We start from the raw sequence: 13477 nt of genomic DNA on the forward strand, positions 1-13477 counted from the left end.
TTCAGATTACCTTCGCTTCGTTCTTCAGCTTCTCGACCAGTTCGGCCACCGACTTGACCTTGACGCCTGCACTGCGGGCAGCCGGGGCTTCGACCTTGATGGTCTTGGTGGTGGAGGCAGTGGATACGCCCAGCGCGTCCGGCGTGACGGTCTCCAGCGGCTTCTTCTTGGCCTTCATGATATTGGGCAGCGACGCGTAGCGTGGCTCATTCAGACGCAGGTCGGTGGTGACGATCGCCGGCAGCGCCAGCGCGACGGCCTGCAGGCCGCCATCAATCTCGCGGGTGACGTTGAGCTTGTCGCCAGCCACTTCGACCTTGGAGGCGAAGGTGCCCTGGGCGTAGCCCGTCAGCGCAGCGAGCATCTGGCCGGTCTGATTGTTGTCGCTGTCGATTGCCTGTTTGCCAAGGATGACCAGTTGCGGCTGTTCCTTGTCGACGATGGCCTTGAGCGCCTTGGCCACGGCCAGAGAGTTGAGCTCTTCGCCGGTCTCGACCAGGATGGCGCGATCAGCGCCCAGGGCCAGGGCCGTACGCAGTTGCTCCTGGGCGGCGGTCGGGCCGACGGCGACGGCGACGATCTCGGTCGCTACGCCCTTCTCTTTCAGACGCACGGCTTCTTCAACGGCGATTTCGCAGAAGGGGTTCATGGACATCTTGACGTTTGCAAGGTCGACGCCGGAGTTGTCCGCCTTGACGCGAACCTTGACGTTGTAGTCGACCACTCGTTTGACAGCTACAAGAACCTTCATGGATTCCTCGTTACTCTCCGGTGAAAAGAATGTCGCCTGGGGCGTGCCCGGCGAATGCGCGTGGGTACAAGGACACCTCTGAAAACGTTCCGAGGGCGAGGAAATTTGCCGTGACTGCTGAGTCTCGTGGCGACCCGGAAGGCAAAACCCTCGGGTCATTTCCTGTCGTGCCGTGTAGACTTCACTACACGACGGGTTTTGGCCGGAAAACCCTGCTCCACGCCTGGCTTTTAGAGGTGCACCTGCGCCCGACGATCAGCCTACGGCGAGCGTAAAACCGCTCGTATCTTGACCGTAACACCCAATCGGGTCAATACGGCAAATCGGCCAGCCTCCAGCCGCACACCTGTGATTTTACTGGGCTGCGGCATATTCAAACAAACGTTTGTATTGGACCCGCCAAGTGGTGTAGATATAATGCGCGGCCAAGACAATACGGTGTAGTCCGCCTCTGGCACGGCTACCGCTGCCCCCACCGTGAGCGGGCATTCGAGACACCCATAAGACAAAGCAAACGCGACGAGCCTTGAGTAGGAGAAAACCTGTGGAACGCGAATACATGGAATTCGACGTGGTCATCGTCGGCGCAGGTCCCGCGGGCCTGTCCGCCGCCTGCCGCCTCAAGCAGAAGGCCGCCGAAGCCGGTAACGAGATCAGCGTCTGCGTGGTCGAGAAAGGCTCGGAAGTGGGCGCCCACATCCTCTCTGGCGCGGTGTTCGAGCCCCGTGCGCTGAATGAGTTGTTCCCCGACTGGAAAGCCCTCGGCGCGCCGCTGAACACCGAAGTCAAACGCGACGACATCTATGTGCTCAAAGACGCGGGCAGCTCGGTCAAGGTGCCCGACCTGTTCGTGCCCAAGACCATGCACAACCAGGGCAACTACATCATCTCGCTGGGCAACCTGTGCCGCTGGCTGGCGCAACAGGCCGAAAACCTCGGCGTGGAAATCTATCCAGGCTTCGCCGCCCAGGAAGCGCTGTTCGACGACGCCGGTGTGGTGCGCGGCATCGTCACGGGCGATCTGGGCGTGGACCGTGAGGGCAACCCCAAGGAAGGCCTGTACACGCCGGGCATGGAACTGCGCGCCAAGTACACCCTGTTCGCCGAGGGCTGCCGCGGACACATCGGCAAGCAACTGATCAAGCGTTTCAACCTGGACAGCGAAGCCGATGTGCAGCACTACGGCATCGGCATCAAGGAAATCTGGGAGATCGACCCGAGCAAGCACGAGCAGGGTCTGGTGGTGCACACCGCCGGCTGGCCGCTGGACGTGGTCAGCGCGGAAAACACCGGCGGCTCTTTCCTCTATCACCTGGAGAACAACCAGGTGGTGGTCGGCCTGATCGTCGACCTCTCCTACGCCAACCCCTACCTGTCGCCGTTCGACGAATTCCAGCGCCTGAAACACCATCCGGTGATCAGCCAATACCTCGAAGGCGGCAAGCGCATCAGCTACGGCGCGCGCGCCATCTGCAAAGGCGGCCTGAACTCGCTGCCCAAGATGGTGTTCAACGGCGGCGCACTGATCGGCTGCGACCTGGGCACGCTGAACTTCGCCAAGATCAAAGGCAGCCACACCGCGATGAAGTCCGGCATGCTCGCCGCCGACGCGGTGGCCGAAGCCCTGCTGGCCGGTCGCGAAGGCGGCGACACCCTCGATCGCTATGTCGAGACGTTCAAGGCCAGCTGGCTGTATGAGGAACTGTACGCCAGCCGTAACTTCGGCCCGGCCATGCACAAGTTCGGCCCGCTGTTCGGCGCCGCGTTCAACTACATCGATCAGAACTGGTTCGCGGGCAAGCTGCCTTTCACCTTGCGCGATACCAAGCCGGACTACGCTTGCATGAAACTTGCGGCCGACTCCACCCGCATCGACTATCCGAAACCTGACGGCAAACTCAGCTTCGACAAACTCAGCTCGGTCTTCCTCTCCAGCACCAACCATGAAGAGGAACAGCCCTGCCACCTGAAACTGACCGATCCAAATGTGCCGATCGCCACCAACCTGCCACTGTACGACGAGCCCGCCCAGCGCTATTGCCCGGCAGGCGTGTACGAGGTGGTCACCCAGGAAGACGGCAGCAAGCGCTTCCAGATCAACGCGCAGAACTGCGTGCACTGCAAGACTTGCGACATCAAGGATCCGTCACAGAACATCACCTGGGTCACCCCCGAAGGTGCTGGCGGGCCGAACTACCCCAACATGTAAATTCGCCTCCAAGCAAAAGCCCCCAGACAGCGATGTCTGGGGGCTTTTGCTTGGAGCGCTGAAAAGTCCTGCGCAACAGACCGACATTCAGGACAGTACGACCGCTTCCTGCTCGACCATCGCCCAACCACCCCGCCCATCCAGCTCCAGACGGTGGCTGTGAAAGCTCGCCAAGGTACTGCGGTGACCGACGCTGACCAGCAGTGTTTCCGGCATTTCGCGACGCAGCATCGAGTACAGGGCATGTTCGAGCCCCTCGTCCATCGCCGAGGTGGACTCATCGAGAAACACCACGTGCGGCTGATTGAACAACACCCGCGCGAAGGCCAGACGTTGCTGCTCACCGATCGACAGAATGCGCGACCACTCTCGGCTTTCCTCCAGCCGCTCGGCCAGATGCGCCAGGCTCACATGACGCAGCACCTGCTGCATTTTCGCGTCCTGCTCCGGGCTCGAGGGCGCTGGATAGGCGATGGCAGCGCGCAGATCGCCGAGCGGCAGATACGGTCGCTGCGATAAGAATAGCGCCAAGTGCCCAAGCGGCCGTCCGACCTGACCTTCGGCATAGGGCCAGAGGCCAGCCAGCGCTCGCAGCAGCGTGGTCTTGCCGCTGCCCGATGGGCCCTTGATCAGCAGCGCCTGTCCAGCCTGCAGGTGCAGGTCAAGGTCGGCAATCAAGCGCTGACCGTCAGGGCGACACACCTGCAACCCTTCGATGGCCAACGCACGCGATAACTCGCGAGTCGTGAGTTGCGGCAACGCCACGGCCTGGCAGTTGGCATCGACGAAGCCGGTGAGTCGGTCCAGGGTGGCACGGTAGCTGGCGAAGGTATCGTAGGACTCACGGAAGAACGACAGCGAATCCTGTACCTGTCCGAACGCCTGCGCGGTCTGCATCACATCACCGAGCTTGATGGCCCCACTGAAGAAACGTGGGGCCTGGAGGATGAACGGAAACACCACCGCCACTTGCCCGACGCCGAGGTTGAAACCATTGAACTTCAGCGTCCGCCAGACCAAGGCCCAGACATTGCCGATGAGTGCGAAGAAGCGACCCAGCAGGGTTCCGCGCTCGACCTGGGCACCTTGATAAAAGGCCACGTTCTCGGCGTTTTCACGCAGGCGCATCAGTGCATAACGAAAGTTCGCCGTGAGTTTCTCGTTGAGAAAGTTCAGCCGGATCAATGGCTGGCCAAGACGGAAGGCGATCCAGGTGGCAATCAGCACATAGAGGTAGACCGCGAACACCATCGCCCGCGGCACCTCGACACCCGCGACCGCAAGCGGTGCCGACAGCCCCCAGAGAATACTGGTGAACGCCACCAGTGATACCAGCGCGCCGACCGCCCCCAGCGCCAGCGACACCGAGCCAGATACGAAGGCACTGATGTCCAGCTCGATACGCTGGTCCGGGTTATCCACGGATTGCTCGAGGAACTGCCCACGATAGTAGGCATCCCCCTGCATCCAGTCGGCCGTCAGGCGTTCGGTCAGCCAGACGCGCCAGTGGATGTTGAACGATTGCGTGACGTAGTAGCTGAACAGCGCGCGTGCCACATGAATGCTCGCCAGCACGGCGAATACGCCCAGCAAATACCAGAAGGCGCTCTGATCCAGGCTCTGCAAAGCGTCGTAGAAGCCGTTGTACCAGAACGAGAACAGCACGTTCATGCGCACCGCAAACAGCGTCAGCAACAGCAACAGCGCGAACATCGACAATGGCCGCCAACTGCGCCTGAAATTGAAATAAGCACCCGCCAATTGCCAGAACTGCTGGCCCCAGCGGGTAAAACGCACCGCCAGCACGGCGGCGCCGATGAACGCGACGACAGTGATCGAAAAGGCGATTGCCAGCCAGCTCAGGCTCTGTTGCAGGGCCTGGTGCCAGTTCATGTCCATAGGAAAAGTCCGCGGCGAGAATTTACCCGAGCCTAGCACCGGGCGCGCCGAGGGAAGATGACGGAGGTTTCATGTTCGAGGGGAGCCGCCCTGTCAGCGATCAGGGCGGCTCTGTACCGACTAGCTCAACGCTTCGCGCACTTTCGAATCCAGCCCCTCCCCCGCATGGGCCTCGATCCACTCACTCAACTGGCGACGCATCGCCGGGGTCCAGAAGCTCTGCAGGTGCTGCCTCACCCCCTGCACGGCCAAGGTGCGATCCGGCTCACTGTCGAAGTAATGGGCGATTTGGTTGGCCATCTTGACCAGGCTGTCATTGCTCATCGACGCACCTCGGCTTTCTCCTGCCCCTCGGCCTGACGCCGCTCCTTGAGCAGGCGCTGTTGTTCGTCACTGAAATGCTGGTAGCGCTTCTGCCACTCCGACGGCTGGAACACGCGCACCACCTCGACCGCAGTGACCTTGTACTCCGGACAGTTGGTCGCCCAGTCGGAGTTGTCGGTGGTGATCACGTTGGCGCCGGACTCGGGGAAGTGGAAGGTGGTGTAGACCACCCCCGGTGCGACCCGCGCACTCACCCGAGCGCGCAGGACACTCTGGCCGGCACGGCTGCCCACGCCCACCCAGTCGCCGTCACTGATGCCACGGCTTTCCGCATCGCTGGCGTGGATTTCCAGGCGGTCCTCGTCATGCCAGGCGACGTTGTGGGTACGCCGAGTCTGCGCCCCGACGTTGTACTGGCTGAGAATACGGCCGGTGGTCAGCAACAGCGGATAGCGCGCGTTGACCTTTTCGTCGGTCGGTACGTAGCCGGTGAGCATGAAACGGCCCTTGCCACGCACGAACTGATCGATGTGCATGGTCGCCGTGCCCTCGGGCGCCGCGTCGTTGCAGGGCCACTGCAGGCTGCCGCGGCTTTCGATCTCGGCGTAGCTGACGCCATGGAAGCTGGGCGTCAGACGGGCGATTTCATCCATGATCTCGGAAGGATGACGGTAGTCCATGCGATAACCCAAGGCGTTGGCCAGGGCCACAGTGGCTTCCCAGTCGGCCTTGCCGGCCATCGGCTCCATCACTTTGCGCACCCGTGAGATGCGGCGCTCGGCGTTGGTGAAGGTGCCGTCCTTTTCCAGGAACGAACTGCCCGGCAGGAATACATGGGCGAACTTGGCGGTTTCGTTGAGGAAGATGTCCTGCACCACCACGCACTCCATGGCCATCAGGGCGGCAGTGACGTGCTGGGTGTTCGGGTCGCTCTGGGCGATGTCCTCGCCCTGGCAGTACAGTGCCTTGAAGCTGCCATCGAGCGCGGCTTCGAACATGTTGGGGATGCGCAGGCCCGGATCGGGCTGCAGGGTCACGCCCCAGGCCTGCTCGAACTCGGCGCGCACGGTCTCGTTGGAAATGTGCCGATAACCTGGCAACTCGTGGGGGAACGAGCCCATGTCGCAGGAGCCTTGCACGTTGTTCTGGCCGCGCAGCGGGTTGACCCCGACGCCTTCGCGGCCGATGTTGCCGGTGGCCATCGCCAGATTGGCGATGCCCATCACGGCGGTGCTGCCCTGGCTGTGCTCGGTGACCCCAAGGCCGTAGTAGATCGCCGCGTTACCGGCTTCGGCGTACAACCGGGCCGCCGCACGGATCTGCTCGGCGGGCACACCGCAGACCGGGCCCAGCACTTCGGGCGCGTTCTCCGGCAAGCCGACGAATTCGCGCCAGCGAGCGAAGTCCGCGCCTTCGCAGCGCGCCTCGATGAACGCCTGATCGAGCAGGCCTTCGCTGACCAAGGTGTGGGCCAGGGCGTTGAGCATGGCCACGTTGGTGCCTGGACGCAGTTGCAGGTGCAACTCGGCGCGGGCATGGGGCGAATCGACCAGGTCGATGCGGCGTGGATCGACGACGATCAACTTGGCGCCCTGGCGCAGCCGACGCTTGAGCTGGGAGCCGAACACCGGGTGGGCATCGGTAGGATTGGCACCGATCACCAGGATCACGTCCGCTTGCATCACCGAATCGAAGCTTTGGGTACCGGCCGACTCGCCCAGGGTCTGCTTCAGGCCATAGCCGGTCGGCGAATGGCAGACCCGAGCGCAGGTGTCGACGTTGTTATTGCCGAAGGCAGCACGCACCAGTTTCTGCACCAGATACGCTTCCTCGTTGGTGCAACGGCTGGAGGTGATGCCGCCAATCGAATCGCGCCCATACTTGAGCTGGATGCGCCGGAACTCGCTGGCCGCGTAGCTCAGCGCTTCCTCCCAGCTGACTTCCTGCCAGGGATCTTCCAGGCGCTTGCGAATCATTGGCTGGGTGATGCGGTCCGGATGGGTGGCGTAGCCCCAGGCGAAACGACCCTTGACGCAGGCGTGGCCATGGTTGGCGCCGCCATTCTTGTCCGGCACCATGCGCACCAACTGATTGCCCTTCATTTCCGCCCGGAATGAGCAGCCGACGCCGCAATACGCGCAGGTGGTGATCACCGCGCGCTCCGGCTGACCGATCTGCACCAGGCTCTTTTCGGTCAGCGTCGCGGTCGGGCAGGCCTGGACGCAGGCACCGCACGACACGCACTCCGAAGACAGGAAGTTGTCGCCACCGGCCGCCGCCACCCGCGATTCGAAGCCACGGCCGCTGATGGTCAGCGCGAAGGTGCCTTGAATGTCTTCACAGGCGCGCACGCAGCGGCTGCAGACGATGCACTTGCTCGGCTCGTAGTCGAAGTACGGGTTGGAAACGTCCTTCGCCTCGGTCAGGTGATTGGCGCCCTCGTAGCCATAACGCACCTCGCGCAGGCCTACCTGGCCGGCGACGGTCTGCAGCTCGCAGTTGCCGTTGGCCGAGCAGGTCAGGCAGTCCAGCGGGTGATCGGAGATGTACAGCTCCATGACATTGCGCCGCAGGTCGGCCAGGCGCGGGGTCTGGGTGCGCACCACCATGCCGTCGCTGACCGGCGTGGTGCACGAAGCCGGGTAGCCGCGCATGCCGTCGATCTCGACCATGCACATGCGGCACGAGCCGAAGGCTTCCAGGGTATCGGTGGCGCACAGTTTGGGAATGCTGGTGCCCAACAGCGCCGCCGCGCGCATCACCGACGTACCGGCCGGCACGCTGATGGCACGGCCGTCGATGTTCAGGCTGACCTGCACCTCGCTGTCACGGGCAGGCGTGCCCAGGTCCATGTCGCTGTTGGCGGGGTCGAAGTAGTTGATCATTGCGCGGCCTCCGGGCTGGCCAGACCGAAATCGGCAGGAAAATGCTTGAGGGCGCTGGCGACGGGATAGGCGGTCATGCCGCCCATGGCGCACAGCGAGCCGTATTGCAGGGTGTCGCACAGGTCACGCAGCAGGTGCGCCTGGTCTTCACGGGCAGCCGAATCGCTGCTGGCGATCAACCGGTCGACCACTTCCATGCCGCGGGTCGAACCAATCCGGCACGGGGTGCACTTGCCGCAGGATTCTTCGGCGCAGAACTGCAGGGCGAAGCGCGCCATGCTGGCCATGTTCAGGGTGTCGTCGGCTACCACCACGCCGCCGTGGCCGATCATCGCTCCCATGGCAGCAAAGGCCTCGTAGTCCAGCGGCGTATCGAACTGCGACGGCGGCACCCAGGCGCCCAGCGGCCCACCGATCTGCGCGGCTTTCAACGGTCGGCCGCTGGCGGTGCCGCCGCCGTAGCCCTCGACCAGCTCGCGCAGGGTCAGGCCGAAGGCGCGCTCCACCAAACCGCCATGACGGACGTTGCCCGCCAGCTGGAAGGGCAAGGTACCCAGCGAACGGCCCATGCCAAAGTCGCGGTAGAACGCCGCGCCCTTGGCCAGGATGATCGGCACCGAAGCCAGGGTGAGCACGTTGTGCACCAGCGTTGGCTGGCCGAACAAGCCCTCCAGTGCCGGCAACGGCGGCTTGGCGCGAACGATGCCACGCTTGCCCTCGATCGACTCCAGCAGTGCGGTCTCCTCACCGCAGATATAGGCACCGGCACCGACCCGTACCTCTAGCTCGAAGGCCACGCCGCTGCCGTTGACGTCCAGGTACCCCGCCTCGCGGGCCAGGATCACGGCCTCATTGAGCGCAGCGATGGCATCCGGGTACTCCGAGCGCACGTAGATATAGCCCTTGCTGGCACCGACGGCCAGGCCCGCGATGATCATGCCTTCGATCAGCAGGAAGGGGTCGCCTTCCATCAGCATGCGGTCGGCGAAGGTGCCCGAGTCGCCCTCGTCGGCGTTGCAGACGATGTATTTCTGCGCCGCCGGCGCCTGGCGCACGGTGCGCCACTTGATGCCGGCCGGAAACGCCGCCCCGCCCCGCCCCCGTAGCCCCGAGTCGAGCACGGCGGCGACCACCGCGTCACCGTCCAGCAACGCCGCTTGGCGCAGGCCCTCGAAACCGCCATGGGCCGTGTAGTCGTCCAGCGACAACGGCCGGGTGATGCCGGCGCGAGCGAACAGCAGGCGTTGCTGGGTCTTCAGGTAAGGGATCTGCTCGACCGGGCCGAGCGCCAGCGCATGGGTGGCGTCGCCGGTCAACGCGTCCAGCAGGCCTGGCACGTCCTCGGCACCTACCGGTCCGAAGCCCAGGCGGCCTTGCGGGCTGTCCACCTCCAGCAGCGGCTCCAGCCAGTACAAGCCACGCGAACTGGTGCGGCGGATCTGCAGCGGCAGTTGCCGGCGTGCCGCTTCGCTCTCCAGGGCCTCGGCCACCTGGTCGGCGCCCACGGCGCGGGCCAGCGAATCACAGGGAAGGTGCAAGGTGATCATGCGCCTGCCTCCGTCATGCAGCCCTGGACCAGCGCGCGCAGGCGCTCAGGGGTGAGTCGGGCGTGCACCTGACCGTCCAGCTCCAGCGCCGGTGAACAGGCGCAGGCACCCAGGCAGTACACCGGGCGCAGGCTAAGCGCGCCATCGGCGCTGGTGCCGTGGTCGTCCAGACCGAGCTGCTCGCGCAACTGTGCGGCCAGGGCCTCGGCGCCCCGGCTCTGGCACGACTCGGCGCGGCACAGGCGCAAGGTGTGGCGCGCCGGCGGCGAGGTGCGGAAATCGTGGTAGAAGCTGATCACCCCACGCACCTCGGCCAGACTGAGGTTCAAGGCGTGGGCGATCTCGGGAACGGCGGCGTCGGGCACGTAGCCCAAACCGTGCTGGATGGCATGGAGGATCGGCAGCAACGCGCCCGGCACCTCCTTGTGGCTGTCCAGTACGCGGTGAATCAAGGGCAGGTCAAGCGTCTCATCAGGCATGCAGCGGACCTCGGCAACCCGGCGTCGTCGCTCCATGCAGACAGACGTCCGGCGGTGTTCTGCTGTGGCGTGCCGGGCCTGTCACGGTCACAAGATCACGGCCGCCCTCCTCGTCCGTGCCGGTGCGTCTGTGCACACCTGGTCTGCGGACATCCTGATAAGCATGGCACCGATAAGGCGAACAGGTTGCGCGCAAACGACGGAGCACGTCTTGAAAGCGACATGCGGGTTCCGACATGCGGGTATCCGACATGCGGGTATCAGATAGTCAAGTTGTCGAGCTAGCGCTCAGTCCAGCACCACGTGGGGCACGAAACGCGAACTGTCCTTGGTGATCAAGGTATCGTCCTCGCGGATGCCGATGCCGGACGCCCGGTCACCGATGACCCATGAGCCGATCAGCGTGTAGCTGTCGCCGAATCTGGGCAGCGGCGCAAAGCGCTGGAGAATGTAGGGCGCGTCATCGTAAGGACCGTCCTCGAACACCCGCTGATCGTCATCGGTGCGGATATCGACGTTCGCCCCTTCGCGGGAGAAGTACGGCTTGCGCACCCAGCCCTTGGGTACTGGTTGCAGAGGGTCTGGGTCCAGATAGGCTGGCAGCAGGTTCGGGTGCCCCGGATGCCACTCCCACAACAGCGGCAGCAGGCCCTTGTTGGACAGCAGCGACTTCCACGCCGGCTCCACGAACTGCGTGCCACTGGCCTGGATCGCCGGACCGAAAGGCTCATGGAAGATGTGCTCCCAGGCATGCAGCTTGAACAGGCGCGCGATCGGCTCGCCACGCAGATCGACGAAACGCCCACGCGCGTCCAGGCCGATGTCTTGCAGATCGATGTGCCGCGTGGCGATGCCCGCGTGTTCGGCCATGCGCCGCAGAAAATCGGTGGTGCCCCGGTCTTCCACGGATCCGGCGATGGTCGAGAAATGGAAGATGCCCTGGCGGTCGAAGGTCGAGAACGCCTGCACCAAGTCTTCGGCGATGCGGTTGAACTGGGTGGCGTGCGGCGCCAGCACCCCGCGCTGGATCTGCTCTTCCAGCCAGATCAACTGAAACGCGGCCGCCTCGTACAGCGAGGTGGGTGTGTCGTAGTTGGCTTCGATCAACTTGGCCGGCGCACGGCCGTCGTAACTGAAATCGAAGCGGCCGTACAGGTGCGGATCACGCGAACGCCATGACTGGCGCACCAGATCGAAGTACGCCGGCGGGATCGCCAGGCGCGTCAGCAGCGCTTCGCTGTCGACGATCCGCGCCACGGCGTCCAGGCACAACGCGTGCAATGCGTGAGTCGGCGCCTGCAGGTCGCGCACAACCTGCGCTTCGCTGAACTGATAGTAGGCGCGCTCGTCCCAGTAGCGCTCACCGTCGAAGGTATGAAAGGCGAACCCCTCGCGCTCGGCGGTGGCGCGCCAGTCTGGACGTTCGGCCAGGGCGATGCGGCGCATGCTCAGCCGCCGAAGAAGCTGAACGACTTGCCGCCCCAACCACCGCGGGCCAGCGCCGCGCTGCCGAAGCCGCTGCGGGTGATCACCGAAGATGCCACCTGGCGACGGCTGGAGGACGTGTAGTCATCGTTTCTGGCGGTAGAGCCACCGCCACCGCTGTAGCCACCGCCGCCCGAATATCCGCTGCTGGCTGCCTGCGCCTCGTCCTTGCGTTGCCGCACCACGTCGCGACGAAAATCGTCAGGCCCGGTGCCATAGCGATACAGGGGCTGTGCGCTGTAACGGCGGCTGTCCGGCGCGACGACCTTGCTCAGCAGCATCCCGGCGATCACCCCCGTGGCCGCGCGCCCCAGGCCGCTGGTCTGGGCGTGCAAGCTCGGGTCGTTGTTGGCGGCATCGAGCTGCGCCTGGCTGACTTCGCCGGTGGTCTGCAAGGCGAAACCGTCCAACTGCGGCTGGTAATGGGTCAGGTCGTATGTTTCGCAGCCGCCGGGGCTGTACACGGCCTCGCACTCGGCTTTGCTGGCATACCTCGGGCCATTTTTCTGCTGTTCGAGCCGGGCCTGTTGAGAGGCCTGTTCGCAGTCGCGACGCGGTACGTTGTCGGCGACGCACGCCTCGACGTCCGCGTAGTCGACACGCTGACTGACCTCGTAGGTGTCCTCGCCCCATCCGCACGCGGTCAGGGTCAGCGGCAACGAGCCGGCCAGCACCAGCTTGAGAGAACTGCGTTTCATGTCCGGTTCCTCCTGGCTCAGACCGACGGGGTCATGCACGCCGAGTTGAGCAGGCCGACGCTGATGGCCACGGCGGCGGCGTAGATCGCGGCAGCCATTTCGCCTTTGGCGATGCGCGCGGCCAGGCCCTTGAGCACCCAACTGGCGATGGAGAAGGCCAGCAGTTGCACCACGGCGCCGATCACCACCCAGATCACCACATCGAGCAGGCCGATGCTGTAGGTGATGATGTTGCTGGCCGGTAGCGAAAAGCCGATCAGCGCGCCGCCCAGGGCGACGGCGGCGGCGCTGTTGTTGTCGCGGATCAGGGCGAACTCGCGGTGCGGAGTCAGGCGCGTGTAGATGAACTGGAACAGCCAGAACAGCACCAGGGCCAGGCCGATGTACAGGGTGAAGGCAATGAACGCCTGGGCGTTGATTGAGTGGCGCAGGGCTTCGAGCATGCGAGTTCCTTGTCAGGTGACGTTAAAGTCCGTGGGGTACAGGGTAATGCCCAGTGAAGTGCTGAGGCAGACGCTGCCCGCCGCATCCTCCTCCACTGAAAACAGCAGAAATTCCCGGCGCTCGGGCAGGCCCGTATCGCGCGCGTAGAGCATCGACAGGTGACGCACCAGGTAGCGGGCCTCCGGGTTGCTGACCCGTTCGGTCAAGGGCACCAGTCGGGCCTGGCCGGGATCGGTGCCCCATTGGCGAGCGAAGATCTCGCCGTCATGCACCACGTGTGCAAGGCCGACGGTCGATGAGGCACCCGCCAGGCGCTTGAACGCCTCATCGTCGGCGATCGGCTGCACGCTGTGGTAACCGAACAGCACGATGTCGCCGGCCTGCGACGCACGCGGGCCGTTCATCACCACTTGCAGCCAGTAGTCCTCGTCGTCCAGGTAGACGCGCGCCAGACGCATCGACGCGTCGAGCGGCACTTCGCCCACCGCCCACACCGGCTGTGGCCCTGGGGGCAGCAACAGATGGGCGTGACCGGACAGCCGTGGGCCCAGGGCAGGATCGAGGGTCAGCGTGGCGCCGCTGGCCAGGCCGAACGGCAGCTGCGCGAGCGCAACGCTCCCGGTCTCCCGGCGTGGCGCCTGGAAACCGAGCACACGTTTCAGCCAACCCATGGCAGGATTCGGCGAACAGTGGAGGGACAAAGCAGCATCGAGACTCCCTGGCGCTGCGGTGATCTCTGGGGCGCGCCACGATACT

The 13477-nt window shown here is 64.4% G+C and carries 11 protein-coding genes; 1 reads left to right on the top strand and 10 read right to left on the bottom strand.

What is annotated here, in order from left to right; genetic code table 11:
* Position 1: 1 nt before the first annotated feature.
* On the bottom strand, positions 2-751 hold the full coding sequence (locus NJ69_RS10220) for an electron transfer flavoprotein subunit beta/FixA family protein (protein ID WP_039578687.1): 750 nt from the start codon (positions 749-751) through the stop codon (positions 2-4).
* Positions 752-1295: 544 nt separating this feature from the next.
* Here NJ69_RS10220 and NJ69_RS10225 point away from each other — a divergent pair.
* On the top strand, positions 1296-2960 hold the full coding sequence (locus NJ69_RS10225; protein WP_039578690.1) for an electron transfer flavoprotein-ubiquinone oxidoreductase: 1665 nt from the start codon (positions 1296-1298) through the stop codon (positions 2958-2960).
* An 87-nt stretch (positions 2961-3047) separates the two neighbouring features.
* Here the strand turns inward: NJ69_RS10225 and NJ69_RS10230 are convergent, their stop codons facing one another.
* The 9 genes from NJ69_RS10230 to NJ69_RS10270 all read right to left on the bottom strand — a co-directional run bounded on the left by NJ69_RS10230 (position 3048) and on the right by NJ69_RS10270 (position 13392).
* A complete protein-coding gene (locus tag NJ69_RS10230) occupies positions 3048-4859 on the bottom strand; it encodes an ABC transporter ATP-binding protein/permease (RefSeq protein ID WP_039578693.1) in 1812 nt (603 codons plus the stop codon).
* Positions 4860-4979: 120 nt separating this feature from the next.
* On the bottom strand, positions 4980-5183 hold the full coding sequence (locus tag NJ69_RS10235) for a formate dehydrogenase subunit delta (protein ID WP_029612051.1): 204 nt from the start codon (positions 5181-5183) through the stop codon (positions 4980-4982).
* Positions 5180-8068: a formate dehydrogenase subunit alpha gene (gene fdhF, locus NJ69_RS10240; RefSeq protein ID WP_039578696.1), complete on the bottom strand. Its 2889-nt coding sequence runs from the start codon at positions 8066-8068 to the stop codon at positions 5180-5182. The genes NJ69_RS10235 and fdhF overlap by 4 nt, the downstream gene beginning before the upstream one ends.
* The gene (locus tag NJ69_RS10245) at positions 8065-9615 is read right to left on the bottom strand and encodes a formate dehydrogenase beta subunit (protein ID WP_039578699.1); all 1551 of its coding nucleotides are present in this window, start codon (positions 9613-9615) and stop codon (positions 8065-8067) included. The genes fdhF and NJ69_RS10245 overlap by 4 nt, the downstream gene beginning before the upstream one ends.
* Positions 9612-10094, bottom strand: coding sequence for a formate dehydrogenase subunit gamma (locus tag NJ69_RS10250; RefSeq protein ID WP_039578702.1), 483 nt, complete (start codon positions 10092-10094; stop codon positions 9612-9614). The genes NJ69_RS10245 and NJ69_RS10250 overlap by 4 nt, the downstream gene beginning before the upstream one ends.
* Before the next feature lie 288 nt (positions 10095-10382).
* Positions 10383-11540 (bottom strand): glutathionylspermidine synthase family protein, encoded by a 1158-nt coding sequence (locus NJ69_RS10255; RefSeq protein ID WP_039578704.1) that lies wholly within the window; start codon positions 11538-11540, stop codon positions 10383-10385.
* Between the two features lie 2 nt (positions 11541-11542).
* Positions 11543-12277: a DUF1190 domain-containing protein gene (locus tag NJ69_RS10260; protein ID WP_039578707.1), complete on the bottom strand. Its 735-nt coding sequence runs from the start codon at positions 12275-12277 to the stop codon at positions 11543-11545.
* A 17-nt stretch (positions 12278-12294) separates the two neighbouring features.
* Positions 12295-12720 carry a DUF350 domain-containing protein gene (locus NJ69_RS10265; protein ID WP_029612047.1) on the bottom strand — a complete coding sequence of 142 codons (426 nt, stop codon included), beginning with the start codon at positions 12718-12720 and terminating at the stop codon, positions 12295-12297.
* 12 nt (positions 12721-12732) lie between these two features.
* On the bottom strand, positions 12733-13392 hold the full coding sequence (locus NJ69_RS10270) for a DUF2491 family protein (protein ID WP_039578710.1): 660 nt from the start codon (positions 13390-13392) through the stop codon (positions 12733-12735).
* Positions 13393-13477: the final 85 nt, after the last annotated feature.

It is taken from the genome of Pseudomonas parafulva (genome assembly GCF_000800255.1).
Lineage (GTDB): Bacteria > Pseudomonadota > Gammaproteobacteria > Pseudomonadales > Pseudomonadaceae > Aquipseudomonas > Aquipseudomonas boreofloridensis.